At 65.9% G+C, this 16,628-nt stretch carries 11 protein-coding genes; 3 read left to right on the top strand and 8 right to left on the bottom strand.

The genetic code is table 11. From position 1 onward, the window contains the following. Nucleotides 1-91: 91 nt before the first annotated feature. Nucleotides 92-3,088, bottom strand: a complete 2,997-nt coding sequence (locus ACFWAY_RS37700) for a protein kinase (RefSeq protein WP_378514149.1) — start codon at nucleotides 3,086-3,088, stop codon at nucleotides 92-94. 498 nt (nucleotides 3,089-3,586) lie between these two features. Here ACFWAY_RS37700 and ACFWAY_RS37695 point away from each other — a divergent pair, with 498 nt between their 5' ends. Continuing rightward, the gene (locus tag ACFWAY_RS37695) at nucleotides 3,587-4,078 is read left to right on the top strand and encodes a hypothetical protein (protein ID WP_378514148.1); all 492 of its coding nucleotides are present in this window, start codon (nucleotides 3,587-3,589) and stop codon (nucleotides 4,076-4,078) included. 364 nt (nucleotides 4,079-4,442) lie between these two features. On the opposite strand, the gene ACFWAY_RS37690 is transcribed toward ACFWAY_RS37695, so the two are convergent. From ACFWAY_RS37690 to ACFWAY_RS37660, 7 genes are all read right to left on the bottom strand, one after another. Continuing rightward, the gene (locus ACFWAY_RS37690) at nucleotides 4,443-4,937 is read right to left on the bottom strand and encodes a hypothetical protein (RefSeq protein ID WP_378514147.1); all 495 of its coding nucleotides are present in this window, start codon (nucleotides 4,935-4,937) and stop codon (nucleotides 4,443-4,445) included. Between the two features lie 1,074 nt (nucleotides 4,938-6,011). Further along, complete coding sequence (locus ACFWAY_RS37685) at nucleotides 6,012-6,464, bottom strand: histidine phosphatase family protein (protein ID WP_378514146.1); 453 nt, start codon at nucleotides 6,462-6,464, stop codon at nucleotides 6,012-6,014. Between the two features lie 606 nt (nucleotides 6,465-7,070). Next, the gene (locus ACFWAY_RS37680) at nucleotides 7,071-8,297 is read right to left on the bottom strand and encodes a GTP-binding protein (RefSeq protein WP_378514145.1); all 1,227 of its coding nucleotides are present in this window, start codon (nucleotides 8,295-8,297) and stop codon (nucleotides 7,071-7,073) included. A gap of 116 nt (nucleotides 8,298-8,413) precedes the next feature. Then, nucleotides 8,414-9,052 (bottom strand): nitrile hydratase subunit beta, encoded by a 639-nt coding sequence (gene nthB / locus ACFWAY_RS37675; RefSeq protein WP_378514144.1) that lies wholly within the window; start codon nucleotides 9,050-9,052, stop codon nucleotides 8,414-8,416. A gap of 26 nt (nucleotides 9,053-9,078) precedes the next feature. Further along, nucleotides 9,079-9,702, bottom strand: coding sequence for a nitrile hydratase subunit alpha (nthA, locus tag ACFWAY_RS37670; RefSeq protein ID WP_378514143.1), 624 nt, complete (start codon nucleotides 9,700-9,702; stop codon nucleotides 9,079-9,081). A 72-nt stretch (nucleotides 9,703-9,774) separates the two neighbouring features. Continuing rightward, nucleotides 9,775-11,334, bottom strand: coding sequence for an amidase (locus tag ACFWAY_RS37665; RefSeq protein WP_378458718.1), 1,560 nt, complete (start codon nucleotides 11,332-11,334; stop codon nucleotides 9,775-9,777). Then, nucleotides 11,334-12,425: a phenylacetaldoxime dehydratase family protein gene (locus ACFWAY_RS37660; RefSeq protein ID WP_378514142.1), complete on the bottom strand. Its 1,092-nt coding sequence runs from the start codon at nucleotides 12,423-12,425 to the stop codon at nucleotides 11,334-11,336. Before ACFWAY_RS37660 ends, ACFWAY_RS37665 begins: the two co-directional genes overlap by 1 nt. A 1,093-nt stretch (nucleotides 12,426-13,518) precedes the next feature. Between ACFWAY_RS37660 and ACFWAY_RS37655 the strand changes: the two genes are divergently transcribed. Both ACFWAY_RS37655 and ACFWAY_RS37650 read left to right on the top strand, forming a co-directional pair. Then, nucleotides 13,519-14,565, top strand: coding sequence for a helix-turn-helix domain-containing protein (locus ACFWAY_RS37655; protein WP_378458716.1), 1,047 nt, complete (start codon nucleotides 13,519-13,521; stop codon nucleotides 14,563-14,565). A gap of 425 nt (nucleotides 14,566-14,990) precedes the next feature. Then, entirely contained in the window at nucleotides 14,991-16,397 is a 1,407-nt protein-coding gene (locus ACFWAY_RS37650) for a selenium-binding protein SBP56-related protein (protein WP_378514141.1), read from the top strand. The last annotated feature ends 231 nt before the right edge of the window (nucleotides 16,398-16,628 follow it).

Raw genomic sequence — 16,628 nt, 5'->3', positions numbered from 1 at the left:
CGCTCACGGGTCTCGGTGTCGTACTTCCTCGGTGCTGGCATGATTTCATTCTCCTGGTTCAATCAGGAGTCTCCACCCGACCCAGGACAGTTCACATCCTGATCCGTTCGTTTTCGATCAGGGCTCGCAGGCGTGGCAGGCCTAACGTCGCGGCGGTCCGGGCGCCCTCGTCGAGCCGCTGTGTCGCCGTTGATCGGTCGCCGCGCAGCGCCTTGATCCGGGCTCCGGCGGCGTATCGGGCGAGCTTGAAATCGACCAGGCCACCGCCGGCGCCGAGCTTGCAGCCCTCGTCGAGCAGCCGTTCCGCCTCGTCGAGCTTGCCCTGCTCGTAGAGCAGTTCGCCGAGCAGCGACCCCGCGAGCCGCGCGGCGAATGAATGGCTCCCGCCCGATCGCCGGGCAAGCCGCAGGGCTGTCCGGAAGCTGTCCTGGGCCTCGCGGACATCGAGGCGTTCGTTGGCGACGATGCCGACGAAACAGTGTCCGTGCATTACGCCGTACGGACCGATGTTCTCTGCGTGGTAGGGGGCGGCCCACTGCTGCCGCCGGAGTGCCTCGGCGAAGTCGAACCGGTAGATCGCGGCGAAGGTGGCCGCGTCCGCGGCTATGGATACGACAAACGGCCGCAACGTGTCCGGCCGCGACAGGGCCGCCGCGAGCAACTCGTCGACGCCATCGACCCGGTCGGCGCGAGCCGCCACCACGGCCCGCACCACGTCGGCCTCGGCTCGCAGCTCGGCGATCTCGGCGGCGGTGCGCGAGCCGTCGCCGAGTGTGGATTCGACCAGGTCGAGTGCCCGCTGTGTGGGCTCGGTGCGATGGAGCAGGATGTTCGCCCACGCCACCGCGAGCTGCAATCGGGGGCGGGACACCACGATTCGTGGCGGGAGTTTCGCGACGAGCCCGAGGAGGATGGACATCTGGGTGCGCTCGAGCAGATAGGTTCCATCGCGTTCGACCAACTCCACGGCCCGGTCCTGGTCACCGGCGGCCAGGGCATGGTCGACGGCCTCGCTGACCAGCTTGTGCTCGGCGAACCACCGGGACGCGGTGCGGTGCAGGTCGGCGATCCGCTCGGGGTGCTCGCGTTCGAGGCGTTGCTGCAGGCACTGCGCGAACAGCGGGTGGTAGCGGAACCACTCCCGGTTGTCGTCGATCGCGCGCAGGAACAGATCCCGCTCCTCGGCCCGCTCGAGCATGATCTGTCCGTGGTCGACGTGGGCCAGCGCGGCGGCCAGGTCACCGTGGAGTCGTTCGGCCACCGAGGTCGCGAGCAGGAAGTCGAGCATGTCCGGCTCCAGGGTGTCGAGCACGTTCTCGGTGAGGTAGTCGCCGATAGCGCGGTGCCGTCCGGACAGTGACTCGATGAGCTGTTCGGGGTCGTCGCTGCCGCGGAGCGACAATGACGCCAGCTGCAGGCCCGCCGCCCACCCCTCGGTTGTCGCGGTCAGCTCGTCGACGTCGTCCTGCTCGAGTGTCAAGCCGCCCAGGTTGACGAGCCAGGCGTGGACTTCGGCGGCGTCGAACCGGAGGTCGGTGGAGTCGATCTCGACCAGGTCGTCGTGCACCCGCATCCGGCTCATGGGGAGGCCGGAGCGACTCTGGGTGGTCACGACGACTTGCAGGTGGTGGCAGGCGTTGTCGAGGAGGAACTCCATTGCCGCGATGGTCGCGGCAGCGTCGACGCGGTGCCAATCATCGATGACGAGCACGACGGGTTCGCCGGCGTCGTGGATCTCGTTGATCAGCGCGGTCAGCACGTACCGGTCGGCCCCGTCGCCGTGATGTTCGAGCGCCTGATCGAGATCCTCGGCCAGGGTGGGGCGCACCCGCCGGATTGCCTCGAGCAGGTGCCCGAGGAACCACACCACATTGTTGTCGTCGCGATTGACGCTCAGCCAGGCGACGGCCAGCCCCTCCCCGGCCAGCGCCTCGCGCCACTGAGTGGCGAGCGTGGTCTTGCCGAAGCCGGTCGGCGCGTGGATGACGGTCAGTAGTCGCCGCTGCCCGGCCCGCAGCAGATCGAGCAACCGGCCGCGGTGCACCAGCGTCCGGGTCGGTGTCGGCGGACGGAATCGGGTCTCCGGGGCCGGTGGGGTGAGGGTGCGGGCCCCGGACCACCGCTGGGCGCTGTACCGGCCCGAGGTGGATCGGCCCGAGGGCTCGTCGTCGGGGGCGAGCATCGGATCGGCGGGCAGCGGTAGGTCGTCGACGATCAGGCCGTGCCGCTGCTGGAGCATTCGCAGGTTCTCCCCGAACTCGGCCGGGGAGGTGGGCCGATCGGCCGGATTCCGGGCCATGGCCGCTTCGATGACGGCGCACACGTCGCCGGGGATTCCCGCGCCCCGCAGGCCCGGAACCGGCTGCGTGGTGATCCGCAGAAACTGGGCCACCACCTGCTCACCGCTGCGGCGTTCGAATGCCGCATGCCCGGTGATGGCACAGAACAGCGTCGCACCCAATCCGTAGACGTCCGATGCGGCGGTCGCCGACCGCCCCTCGAGCACCTCCGGGGCGGTGAACGCCGGCGACCCGGTCACCGTGCCCGAGGTGGTCTCGAAACCACCGGCGACGCGGGCGATGCCGAAGTCGGTCAGCTGCGGCTCGCCGTAGTCAGTGATCAGGATGTTCGCCGGCTTGACATCGCGGTGCAGAGTGCCGATCCGGTGTGCGGCCTCGAGTGCCCCGGCCACCTTGACGCCGATCCCGAGCGCCTCGCTCCACTCGAGCGGGCCGGACCGGCGGATCCGTGCCTCCAGCGAATCGCGGGAGTGGTACGGCATCACGATGTACGGCCGCCCAGACGGCGTGGTGCCGACCTGCAGGATGTTGACGATGTTCGGGTGGCCGGACAGCGCGCCCATGGCGCGCTGCTCCCGCAGGAACCGTTCGAGGTTGTCCGGATCCAGATCGGCGGTGAGCACCTTGACCGCGACCGTCCGGTCGAGGGCCCGCTGCAGGCAGCGGTAGACGATGCCGAAGCCACCGCGCCCGATTTCGTGGGCGCCCTCGAACCCGGCACCGGCCAACTCCACCGCGATCCCGGGAGTCGGATCACGTTGCGTCACCAGCGGATCGAATTCGGCCATCACCCATCGACCCCGAAGCCTGGTCCCCGCACCTGCACACCCATGGAATCACCTCACGACCAGGTGATCTCAAGTTTAGTCGGCTGCAGGTGTCAACCCTCGCGGGTTGGTTCGGTTCGCGCGGAGTGCCCGTTATCCCAGGGGCGGCACAACTGAGGGCGCGCGTGTCCGCGGGGCACGCGAGATGCCTGTGCGATCGACGCAGGGGTCATCACCGCGTTTCCGGTGCGGTCGTATTGTAAAAGCGTCACGTGCTCAGTACATTCGGCGCGGTTCGACCGGACCGCGGCATGGGACCCTCATGAGCGAGAACGAAACGTCGACGGGTGCATGCGACGGGGCCACGACGGCGGTTTATGCCAGCCGCACTACTTACCGATATGCACCGCACAATCCGCCGGTCGCTCGTTGACTCACGTCCACGATTAGTCTGTCCGGTGATGGGTACGTCCGAGAAGGCCGCCCGTGCGTCGGCGGCCGTGACTGCTGGAAGGCTACATGAACGTTATCAGCGGCGCCGCGCGCGCCGCCAGAAATGCAGTCGGGGTTCTTCGGGACGCAGGAGAGGGCGCCTGGTCCTGGACGAACAGCAAGCTGCGGCAACAGACGAAAACATCGGAGGGAGCCAAGGCCGGACTCGAGGGGAAACCTCGAATCACCACCAAACCCGAGTCGGAGCCGGTGCCGTCCGAGGTGCCGCCGGTGAAGGAGGCTGCTGCCGCGAAGACACCCGTGAAGAAGGCTGCTGCCGCCAAGGCAACCGCCCAACCGGTGCCGTCCGAGGTGCCGCCGGTGAAGAAGGCTGCTGCTGTGAAGAAGGCTGCTGCCGCCAAGACACCCGTGAAGAAGGCTGCAGCCGCCAAGACACCCGCGAAGGAGGCTGCTGCCGCCAAGACACCCGCGAGGAAGGGTGCCGCCAAGACACCCGCCAAACCGACCCGGTCCGCCAAGAGAGGCGCCAAGGAAACTGGGGCTCCCCCCGAATTGTGAACATCGTTCCAGCGAGACCTTCGGTCCCGCCATCTCGGTGTTCATTATTCGGGGAACCTGTCACCCCAATCGAATCCATCACCGCCGTGACGCGGGTCGGCCACAGGCCGCGTCCTCGACCGGATCCCTGTGCATCCCCAGCCGGGCGGAGACCGAACCGGGGGGCCGGACCGGGCCGGTTCAGCGGTCCGTTGCGGGTCGGCACGTCGAGATCGCCGGTGATGCGTTCGAGGATTGCCCGGGCCGCGTGCCACGTCGAGCGAGCCCACTACAGGCGGTCATGAGTGCGGGAGCCGCCCTCGCGCAGGTGCGGCGCGAGGGCGGCTCGGTACCACCGACCGTAGGGTCCCGGGATCGGGGTGTGTCAGCGGGTCGTCACCTTCTCGGCGGGGGCAGCGTTGGCCTCGTCGATCTGGGCGGCGTCGTCGTCGGCCGATTCGGTGCGCTCGTCGGCGCCCGGGCGGGTGCGCAGCCGTTCGACGGTCCCCGCGCCGCGCTCGGCGAGGTCGGCGTACAGGTCGATGGCACCCTTGCGGTACTCGTCGTAATTTTTGCGCAGCTCCTCGACGGTGAACGCCTCCCGCACCTGCGCCCATCCGGGTAGTTCCGAGGGCAACCCGGCGAGGCGCTGCCGGAAGGCCTCGATCCGCTCCTGTACATCGGTGGGCAGTGACCCGACACGCTCCCGGGCGTCTTCGAACCACCCGGACACCTCGGTGCCGGTGTGCTCGGCGCGCTGGCGCACCTCGGCGACGGTACCGGCAACGGCCTGGACGGCCGCATCACCGGCACCGACCGTGGCGTACAGCGGCTTCGTTACGTTGTCGATGACCTTGGACTCACTTGGGGACTCACTCATCTTCGCTCTCCTGCTGTGGGGCTGGACATCAGGTGTCACCTCGGCACCTTGGGCGGCGAGCCCTCTTCGGTCGATCGGTGACATGACAGGACGATCTGCCAAAATTCGGGCCGCCGAAAATGGACTGTAGTCGACCCGGACGTCGTGCCAGCGCCGGAGACGGCGGGTAACCCCGGGCTTGGTGTGGGTCACGACGGCTTCGCCGACCGTCCGAAGGGACCGTGGAGTCCGCCACCGGGTTCGAGGCAGCGGCGCGGGTCAGGCAGGAGGAGACGGTCACCCGCACCCCTCCCGCGACGAATCGCCGGCCGATGGCCCGACCCGACCGCACTGGCCGACCACACCGCCGTTCCCGGAACCGTGCTCGTCGTCACCCCCGAGGTCGAATCGAGGTTCGCCGCCCACCTGCGCGCACCCGGCGTATGCGTGACGACCGGGCGGACAGTGCCGATAGAGGCAAGCGCCGAACCGCCGAATGTACCGTCATCGGCGGTGTGGTTCGGGATGTTCTCGGTCGAGTGTGTCCGCTCTGTGAGTGCATGGCATCGTTCGTGGCCCGCAGCGATAGCGCCGGAGCCGGCCGACGGGCGACACGGGGATTCAAAGACCCGCCCCGGGCGTGGGGTCGGTCCTCGCTCGCCGCGAAAGAGGTGGGCGAAGGGACTGGTGGTGGTCGGCGGGGAGACGTTCGCCGGTGGATTTCGGCCCCGGGTGGTGCGAGTCGGTGGCACCGCCCGGATCAGCGACGACATGTTGTGCCCCTACCGTGGGTACGGCGATCAGTCGGGCACGGTGATCCGTCCACGGACGCCACACGGCGTGCGGGACCGGGCGGCCCATCAGGCCGGTCGATCGGCGGGGTCACGGATCGACGTGGGGATCACCTGCGGCGAATCTGTCCTCGACTCCGATCGCCGGGTAGTTCTCGTGAATCACACCACCGGCCCAGCGAAGCCGTGCGAGGAGCCCGCCACCTGCCTTCGCGAGTGGCGGGCTCCGTTTCACCGGCCACCGCCGCCCGAACACGGCCTCGATCGCACCCGGTCAACCGTCGTGCCCGAGATGGGGACTCGGTCAGTGCGGGGGAGTCGGCGCGATGTATCGGGATCCCGGTCGTGGTGCACGATCCACACACCTGCCTTGGCGGTCTTTCCCGTCGGGCAGAGAGCGGGAGGCGCCCTGTTCGGCGGCGATCCCTGCCAGCTGCTCGAACACCTCCCTGTGCGTGCACCACAAGGTGCCTCGTCCGATCGGTCGAACGCGGCAACGAGTTCGCCGACCCGAGGCGTTCGCGGCGAGCAGTGGGTCGTCGACGATCGGCGGTCGCCGTGCCACCGACAGCGACTGCAGAGTTCGTCGGCAGCGCAGGGTGGGACTCGAGTGCAACGCCGACAGTCCGACGTGGGCGAGGGCGGCGACGAGATGCACGGACTGTCGGTCGCCGAGCGTGCTCAGGGGGCGGTCCGCGTCCAGCCCGGGCCACGCACTCGTGGCGACCGCGTCCGCGTGACGCACCATCACCACCATGTCCGCCCTCCCGCCGGGGGTGGCCGGGCAGAGGCCACCGCCCGACAGCACAGGGTGACCGCCGCTGCCAGGTGACACGAAGCGGGAGGGGTGTCGGGCGTGGGTTCCGGCAACCACCCTGGCGGTCGCGGACCTCGCCCCCAGAACACAACCACCACCAAACTCGATGGCAGAAACTTCGAGCCGAGTCAGGTGAATCAATTCCCGACGAATTGCACTGGCGGCAAACACAATCGGTGATTGCATTCAGAAATGAGATCAGCCTGAGGGCGCTGCCGGACCATGTGGTGGCCGAGCTGCTCTACGCCGGACAATGACATTGGGGACGAAGACCGATGCGGACCATTTTCGAACCCTGACCGATCGTATCCGCATGCACGCGATCGGGTGCCGCTGGTTTGACGTGTTGCGCCTGACCCGGATCTGGATATGTGGATCGACGACGAAGGCGCGGTATCGCTGACGCCCAGGTCAATCTGATGGCGACGGCGATTGCGCGCGCCCACGGGGCGATCTGGCAGCCGTCTGCGGGGCCGTGGTGTTCGCCAGCCCACGACGGCAACGGATCGACGGTGGGCGGGTTATCGGTCGGGCAAAGGATCGGGGTCAGACGGTGTTTGTTTGGGCTATGGTGCTGGTGACCTGGTCGGTATGGCCGTCGCCGAGTGGGTCGGGCCATGTTGTCCAGGTGTCGGGGCCGAGTTCGATTTCGGCGGTGGTCAGCAGACACGCGTCGAGTGCGTGGCGCAGTGCGTCGGGGTCGATTCCTTGGCCGATGAAGACCAGTTCTTGCCGGCAGTCACCGACTGTCTCTTCCCATTTGTCGAGTATCCCCGCGCGGCGGTAATCGTCGTCGGGCCAGTAGGTTTCGGGCAGGAACTTCCACCAGCGTCCGATGTAGCCGTGTCGGATCAGGTGGCCGGCCTGGGAGATGCTGCCGATCTCGGTGAATCGGCACGCGTTCCAGAAGTAGCCTTTGGCGCGCAGGAGACGCCCATTGGACCATTCGCTGGTGAGAAACTGGTGCAGCCGCCCGGGGTGGAAGGGGGCGCGTTCACGGTAGACCACCGAACTGATTCCGTACTCCTCCGGCTCAGGAGTGTGTTCTCCCTGGAGTTCTTGGAGCCATCCGGGTGCCTGGGCGGCCTTCTCCAAAGAGAACAGCCCGGTGTCCATGATGGTCTCGAGCGGGATCTGTCCGTGGGACATAGACTGTATGCGGGCGGTTGGGTTGAGTGAGCGCAGCACTGCGGTCAGTTCGGTCAGGTGCCCTGCTGTGACGAGGTCGGACTTGCTGACCAGAATGACATCGGCGAACTCGATCTGATCGACCAGCAGGTCGGAGATGTCGCGTTCGTCGTCGGGAGCGTCGGCCTCGACGCGGCCGCCGGTCTGGTAGTAGTGGAGGAAGCTGTGGGCGTCGACGACGGTCACCATGGTGTCCAGGCGGGCGATATCTGCCAGAGCGTGTCCGTCGGTGTCGATGAAGGTGAACGTCTCAGCGACCGGTAGCGGCTCGGAGATGCCGGACGATTCGATCAGGAGGTAGTCGAATCGTCCATCGGCGGCCAGTGCACTGATTTCCGCGAGAAGGTCCTCGCGCAGGGTGCAGCAGATACAGCCGTTGGTCATCTCGACGAGCTTTTCTTGTGAGCGGCTCAGTGAGATCTCCCGTTCGACTTCGGCGCTGTCGATATTGATCTCGCTCATGTCGTTGACGATGACGGCCACCCGCCGGCCTTCACGGTTGCGCAGGACCTGGTTGAGGAGGGTGGTCTTTCCTGCACCCAGGAAACCTGACAGTACGGTCACAGGAAGTCGTGTGTCGGCCATTGCTCTGAATCCTTCAGCGGGGTTGGGGAGATGCCGGCGATGGAGGGGGCGTCGGCGGGTACGCGCACGCGGGATGCGTACCCGCCGACGCCATTGGTGACAGTCTGGGCAGCGGGTCAGGCTGCCGGTTCGAGGTACCCCTCGAATAGGTCGACTACGACGCTGCCGGCGTCGGTGTCTTCTCCGAAGAGGTCCTCGGCCGCGAACTTGACGTGGTAGGTCGGCTCCTCGCCAGCATCGGTGCGGCCGTGGCCGATGGCGTCGGGGAACGGCCAGTCGTCGCTGGTGCGGTGGGTGACGGTCCCGACCCTGCCACGACAGTAGGCGGGCATTCGGATGTGCCCGGGAACGTACTCGTCGCGTACCCGGACACGTTGCCCGACACTGAAGGTGATGGTGTCGGTGCGGGCTGGACGTCCCTCCGACTCGGTCGGCCGGGACAAGGGGAACGGGCCCCCGGCGAGGACTTCGAGTTCGTCGTGGGTGAGGATGCCCTTTTCGACCATGAGGGTGGCAACGCCGATGACGTACCTCTCGTAATAGGGCGTCATCATGTAGTGGCGCGGTTCCAACCGTTCGACGACGTGGCGGACCTCGTCGACACTGAATGCCCCCAGGTCCGCCGCTCCGAGGAACAGCAAGCTGTAGGGGAGGTGTTCCCACTCGGTGTGGAAGGTGGGGCCGATATCGGCGTCGACGGTGTGGGGGACCTTGCCGAATCCCTGAACACCGGCGAGATCGTGTACTCCATCCATGGGTCTATCTCCTTCGATTCGGTGGTTCAGTTGGCCGGGGCCTGCGGGACTGCGACCCCGATCAGGCAGTCCTTGGTCACGACCTGCTGCAGTTGCTCCTGGCTCCAGCCTTCGGTGCCGGCCGGCCGTTGGGGCAGCACGATGTAGCGGGTCTCGGCGGTGGTGTCGTACACCCGGATCTCGACATCCTCCGGGATATCGGTGCCCATTTCTGACAGCACTTTTCGAGGTTCACGGACGACGCGGGCACGGTACTCGAAGCTCTTGTACCAGGTCGGCGGCAACCCGAGGATGGGCCACGCGGTGCACGAGCACAGGGAGCATACGATCACGTTCTTGAGGGTGGGGGTGTCTTCGAGCGCCACGATGTACTCACCCTGCGGTCCCAGATAGCCGTACTGGTCCACGGCCGCGGTGCCGTCGGTGAGTAGCAGTTCGCGGAATTCCGGATCGGTCCACGCTCGCGCGACGAGTTCAGCGCCGCGTTTCGGGCTGAAGTCCTCCTCGAAGGTCTTCTTCCACCCTTCGGTGTAACCCTCTGGGACCAGGCCCTTTCCGTCGAGCGCACGGAACAGTGCCCACGCGCGATCCGACGCCGGTGCTTGAGCTGGTGCCGCGTTGTCTGGTGAGTGTTCGATCGTTGCCGACATTGTTTCCACTTTCTGTAGGGGCTGATACTTGTGAAGTGGTGGTCTGGGTAGGCGGGTGGGACGCGCCTTGGCTCAGGCGAGACTCAGAGGTGCCGAGGTCGCCGGTTGGTCGGTCGCTGTGGGGAAGGCGCCGCGGATCTGTTCGAAGGCGTGGCCGGCGCGTAAGACCGTGGCGTCGTCGAAGCGTTTTCCGATGATCATCATTCCGACGGGAAGTCCGTTCACCAGACCTGCCGGCACCGATAGGGCGGGGTGGCCGGTGACATCGAATGGGGCAGTGTTCGCGATCATTCCGAGGGCTTTGGTGACGTAGGTGATTCGGTCCACATCCTGCGCCGGTAGTTCGGAGGCGACGTACGGCAGGGTGGGCATGACCAGGACGTCGTAGTCTTCCAGCGCCGCATCGTAGGCGGCGCGAGCGCGTGGCACCAGGTTGCGGGCCTTGCCGTAGCTCGATCCGCCCAACGCGGTGACACCGTGATGGCCGCACAAGGCGACGAGTTTGACGGTTTCGGACAGGGCATCAGCGTGCTGGATGCGGCGCTGCGCGAAGTACGCCATCAGTTCAGGGTCGTAGAGGCCGTCTGCGTTGAGACCGTAGCCGTTGCCGTCGAGCATCTGATAGGCGCCGCCGTCGGTGGCGATCACATTCCACACATGGAACGCGTGCAGGTGCCACGGAATACTCACCTCGTCGACCACACCACCAGCGTCGGTGAACCGTTGTGCGGCCGCGCGGACCGCATCATCGACCTCCGGCTGTGAGACCGCGTGCCCGAACCCCTGACTCACGACGCCGATCCGCAGGCCGTCGATCCCGGAGTCGAGGGTTGACACATAGTCATCCACCACGAGGTTGTCTGGTTGACGGGGATCGTGGTCGTCGCGGCCAGCGATCACCGACAGAAGCAGGGCGGCGTCTTCGACCGTGCGGGTGATGGGCCCGAGATGATCGACCGTGCGCTCGATGGGGAAGGCACCGGTGTAGGGGACCAGCCCGAACGTGGGCTTGTGGCCGACCACGCCACAGAATGCGGCCGGAATGCGGATCGACCCACCCTGGTCGCCGCCGATCGCGAAATCGACCTCGCCGCCTGCGACGAGAGCGGCGCTGCCGCCGGAGGATCCACCCGCCTCGCGGTCGGGGTCCCACGGGTTGCGCACTGGACCGCTGGCCGGGGTGAAGCTCGAACCGGAAAAGCACAGATCCTCACACACCGCCTTGCCCGCTACCGTGGCACCGGCATCGAGCAGTCGGGTGACCACGGTTGCATCACGAGTGGGAACGAACCCCTCCAGCGATCGCGATCCGTTCATCATGGGCACGCCCGCGACGGTCACGTTGTCTTTGATCGCCACACGGCGGCCGGTCAGCGGCCCACCCGTTGCGGTCGAGATGTTCGTGGTTACGTACCACGCGCCCAAGGGATTGTCGCTCACATCAGGTGTCGCATGATCGCGGGAGGGGGCTGAGAAGCTCTCGTCCGCGTACAGGTCGTCGACCACGTCGTAGGAACCGAGCGCGCTATCGACCAGGCCTGCGAACTCCTGCCGAGCCGCAGCGTCGAGATGTAGGCCGTAATGATCTGCGGCAGAGCCGATTGCATCGTCGTCCGGTCGGATGACTGTCATCAGGTGGTGCTCCTCACGTGATCTGTTTCACTTCGGTGCTTGACGGGCTGGGCGTCGCGCAGCATGCCGGTCTCGGGGTGGCAGTTGATGTATTCGTACAGTTGGTCGCGCGCGTCGAACACCGAGACCTCGTGATAGAGGCGGAGTTTTGACAGGCCGGCGGCGACGCGGAAGAAGGTGGTGAAGATTCGCAGGTGGGTCGGATGCGATTCTGCCCAGCGTTCGAGTTTGTCGAGAGACCCCCAGTGGCCGATGTTGTAGCTCAGATCGAGATGGTTCCCTTCCAGATCGATGTTGCGCACGAACCTGTTGCTGTAGCAGCCCACCGACTCGCCGTTGTCGCGAAGAAAGTCCATGCCCTCCTGCAAAGTTGGGAGGATTTCGTCGAGATACAGGTCGCGTTCTTCGGATTCGGCATCTTTCCAGTCCTGGCCGGACCGAATCAGCGCGATGTTGTCGTGGCCCTGTACCAACACACGGCCACCCGCAGCAGGATCACCGCTGATCACCCGCAGGTCGCCCGAGGGCTGCATCCAGTCATTCTGGGAGATCGGGAAACGTTCGCGCATCGAACCCCAGTACCCGTGTTCGTTGATCTCGCCGCTGATCCCGTCCATGACAGCGCCGACACCAGGGAGGTGGTCCTGAAAGGCGTAGAGCGTTTCGAATTGCTCGGCCCGCGGGGCTACGATCTCGCGGAAGTAGCCAAGCCCCTCGGACAGTCGTTCGTCCGATGCCCACCAATCGGCCACAGCAGGGCGTTTGAGCCAGCGACTGTGGACAGCAATGTCTTTCCAGTATCCCACGATGATGAGATTCTCGTAGCCCTGACTGTCCGCGTGATGGGTCAGGTCGTGGTGCAGCGGGCCGTCGTCCAGATCGAAGCTGGCAACGATGTGACACATGGCCGCAAGCGCGGCGGGGCGTTGCTCGTCGCCGCGGAACTGCACGCCGAGATACGCCATCACTACCTGCTGTAAGCGGTCGTCAGCACGTCCTACCCACATGGGGAAAGGGGGTTGGTAGTCGTCCGGCACACGCCGGGTCAAACTCCGCGGACATGTGAGATGGTCGCCGATTGCAGATTCCATGAGGACTCCTCATTCATCGAGTTTGGGTTTGCCGAGAACGTTCGGCAACTCGGTTCGAGTCGAAGCTATCGTCTTGTGCCGGTGTGGATTTGACTGCGAGCGACAGGTAGTTCGACGATTAGCGACACTCGGCGCTGGAACCCTTGGTCACTGCCGGAGAGTGCACGACGCCGAGAACGAATTGCGACAGAACAAGACCCGATAGGCGCGAGGGGGACGAAGTTCAGCGCCGTTGTCCCGCCTGACGGGATGTCCAGTGATGTGCTGGGGCCGTCGGAACGAGATGCGCATTGCGCGGGCCCAAGATTGGGTGTTCGAACGATTCGCACCCGATTGGACGGACAATGCAGTCCGCCCTCGCGGTCCAGTGCTGCCGACCATGGTGATCAATTCGATGCCTTCGTACCGGGCGGGGTGGTCAGTCTGGATTCTCCGCAGGACGTAGCTGTGCCGCCGAGATCATCGGCGTACATGCGCTCGTCGTGTGTCCCCGCCAAGTATGCGTGCAGTGCCATTGACCGTCGATCGGCTCGTGCCGTCGCGATTCTGTTGACACCGTCCTTCAAGTCGGCGGGCCAACGGTAGGGCCGGATCAGCATTCGGAGAAGTGCAATGACAGCGTCGAGCAGCAGGAGCGGCATGCTATGTCTCTTCGTTTGGGCCACGGCCGGATATGCCAGGCTCCACTGAGTAGCGAACGGCGACGACTTCCATAGTTTGTCCTTCTGTCTACATCGGCTATCCGCCGGCGGCCGGGACGAGGAAACATCAATCGGTCAAGAGGTCTCAACAGTCCGGGGATTCCGGCGTACTCGAACGGTAGGAGCTTCCGGGGCGCCATGTTTGACACTCAGCGACAGCCCCCTTTGCACTCCGCGACATCGTCATCGTGGGGGCGGAGCCACTGAGCGCCAGAATTCACAGTCTCGACCGCTGTCCGTCGAGTCCGGTCCGCGTGATTTACGCCCTGATACGTTTGCCAGCTTTTGTCACGGGTGAAATCGTGTTTCTTCCGCGTAAAGAGGTCGGTGCGCGTTGACATGCGGTTTCCGCGCTCCTAGCGTGAGGTTCACGCGAGCAGAGGGAGCCGTTCATGTCGTCGTTGCCACCGCCTGACGGCGACCTCGTGCATAGCTCCTGCCCGGATTGCCAGCCTGTGAAAACGCCAGAGCCGGAACCTTCACTGTCGCGTGTCGGGCCGTCACCTCAGCAGCGCCGCGAGGTGGTTCGGACCACCACGCTCGGCACCTGGATCGACACCATCCGCGACACCTTCGTCGCGCTGGACATCGACCCCGCCGAGCCTGCCCGCTTTACCGGCGCGGTCCACACCCGCCATTTCGCGCACCTGATGGCTGCCGACGTCACCGCGACATCTCAATCCTTCCGCAGAACGGCGAGGCTCACCAACCGTCACCCACTCGATTTGATGCAGATCGGCATGGTGGTCGCGGGTGAGGGACAGCTCATCCAGGACGGACGTACATGCATTCTCGGCCCAGGTGATTTCGCCCTCTACGAGACCTCACGACCATTCACCTGGAACCTGCATCCGGAATGGCACCTCCGCGTGTTCACCTGGCCGCGGGCCTCCGTGTCGCTCACCGAGAGCCAATCGCAGCAGTTGACGGCGCGGACTGTCAGGTCCACTTCCCCTGTGGGACAGTTGCTGTCGCCAATGCTGTCCGGCCTCCTCGCCGCCGACGGCGATGTGTCCTCTGGGGGCGCGATCGGGCTCGCCGGCGGCCTGGCGGACCTGGCAATCACCGCAGCGCAGGAGGAGTGTCAGCCCGAGGATCCAGATGCCGCCATGCGGGAGTTGTACGCGAACATGGTGCGGTACATCGGACAGCACCTCGACGACCCGGGCCTGTCCCCGTCCGGCATCGCTCACGCGTTCTTCGTCTCCACCAGAACCGTCCACAGATTGTTCGCGCGCTTCGACGCAACCGCCGCTGCCACGATTCGCGCACACCGACTCGAGGCCTGCCGCCAAGCGATGGTGGCACCACGCAACACCCCCCGATCGCTGACCGATATCGCGTCCCAGTTCGGGTTCATAGATCTGTCAGTCTTCAGCAGGGCATTCACGGCGACCTACGGCATCAGTCCGAGTCGCTACCGCGAACAGCACCGATGATCGAGGCCTGAAGCGGCACCGAGCCTGGTCTCGACATAGGCGCACCCCGCCGATCGGAATCAGGACCGTGTTTGACTGCATGTCTATGCACTGCCGGGGTAGGTCATCGTGCGCCTGCCCGGTGGGGATTCATGTAGTTCTGACTGAGGATCGCAATTCCCGACAGATGGTTTGTCGGATTCCCACAAGAGCTGGAGTCGGCGGGTCGAGCCGGTTCCGCCCGTCGTCGGCTGCTCCTATCCTTAGTGGGTATCCATGTCCCGGTACGCGGCGGACCGGCGGGGTGTCTGTGCGCGCAGACGGGTTTGGTGTTCACCGAGAGAGCCGTGCGTCCTCTCATCGCTGCGAACCCGTGGGCGCGGGTTGCGGTAGCTGTAACGGGAGGTACGAGCGGGTCTCGTCGTAACGATACGAAGGAGGCTGAGATGAATCAGCCAACCATGGACCCGACCTTCTATCGCAGCGCAGCCGAGGCGGCCGCCGCCCCACCGGAGCAGCTGGCCTACGTGGTCGCGTTCGATCGCGCAGCGGAGAAGCCCGATGCGCTGAGCGTGGTCGACGTGGATCCGGGCTCGGGCACATACGGCCGGGTGGTGGGCTGGACCGAGGTACCCCACCGGGGCAACGAGCTGCACCACTTCGGCTGGAACGCCTGTAGCAGCGCGCTGAAACACGAGGGTCATCACATGGAGGGGTTGGCCCGCCGGTACCTGATCGTGCCGGGTCTGCGCTCGTCCCAGCTGTACGTGTTCGACACCCAACCCGACCCACGTCAGCCCACCCTGTCCAAGATCGTGGACAGCGCCGAGCTCGCAGCCAAGGCCGGCTACTCCCGACCACACACATTGCACTGCGGGCCGGACGGCGTGTTCATGACCTGCCTCGGCGGCGGAAATGGATCGGAGGGGCCGGGCGGGATCGCACTGCTCGATCACGACACGTTCGAAGTGCTCCGGCAATGGGAGACCGACCGGGGGCCTCAATACTTCGCGTACGACGCCTGGTGGCATCTCAACCAGAACACACTGATCAGCAGCGAGTGGGGCACGCCATCGATGATCGAGGACGGGCTGGTACCGGAGCTGTTGCTGGAGAACAAGTACGGCCACGCGATCCACTTCTGGGACCTCGCCACCGGCAAGCACCAGCAACGAGTCGATCTCGGCGCGCAGCACCAGATGCCGCTCGAGCTGCGCCCCTCGCACGACCCGGAGGCCACGTGGGGATTCCTCGGCGTGGTGATCTCGACTGAGGACCTGTCGGCCTCGGTGTGGCGCTGGCACCGCGACGGGGACAGCTGGGCGGTGGACAAGGTGATCACTGTCCCGGCCGAGCCGGCCGATCCCGACCTGTTGCCGCCTGCGCTGAAACCGTTCGGCGCGGTGCCACCGCTGGTCAGCGACATCGACCTGTCGGTCGACGACAAATGCCTCTACGTCTCGTGCTGGGGTACCGGGGAACTCAAACAGTTCGACGTGCACGACCCAGCCAGCCCCGTAGAGACCGGGTCCATCCGGCTCGGCGGGATCGTGGGCCACAGCCCCCATCCGGCAGCACCGAACCAGCCGCTGTCCGGTGGCCCACAGATGGTCGAGATCAGCCGTGATGGCCGGCGGGTCTACGTCACGAACTCCCTTTACGGCGCCTGGGACGACCAGTTCTACCCGGACGGGGTTGGTGCCTGGATGGCCGAGATGCACGCCGATCCTAGCGGCGGAATGACCATCGACGAGCGCTTCTTCCCTCATGGCGAGGACTTTCGGGGTCTGCGGGTACACCAGGTTCGCCTCCAGGGTGGCGACGCCTCCTCCGATTCATACTGCTACCGGTAGCAGTCGGCGTTGGCATCGCCGACGCCTGATGAGGGGCAGCCGGATTACCCGGCTGCCAGGGATGGCGTGGAAACGCAGGCGGCGGGCCGGGACGGCTTCGTTGATCGGAAGGGCGATCGGCAGGAGGGATAGCCGATGGCCGGCGGGCGCGCACTGTGCGTCGGCGTCCCCGCGATCGGCATGGCCGCGGGCGGCGCGTGTCGGGCGATGTCGGTGCTCCGGCGGTCGGCT

This window comes from Rhodococcus sp. NPDC059968, assembly GCF_042738615.1.
GTDB lineage: Bacteria > Actinomycetota > Actinomycetes > Mycobacteriales > Mycobacteriaceae > Rhodococcus_F.
The sequence above is the reverse complement of the archived record's forward strand: the minus strand, read 5'-3'. Positions and strand labels throughout refer to the sequence as shown.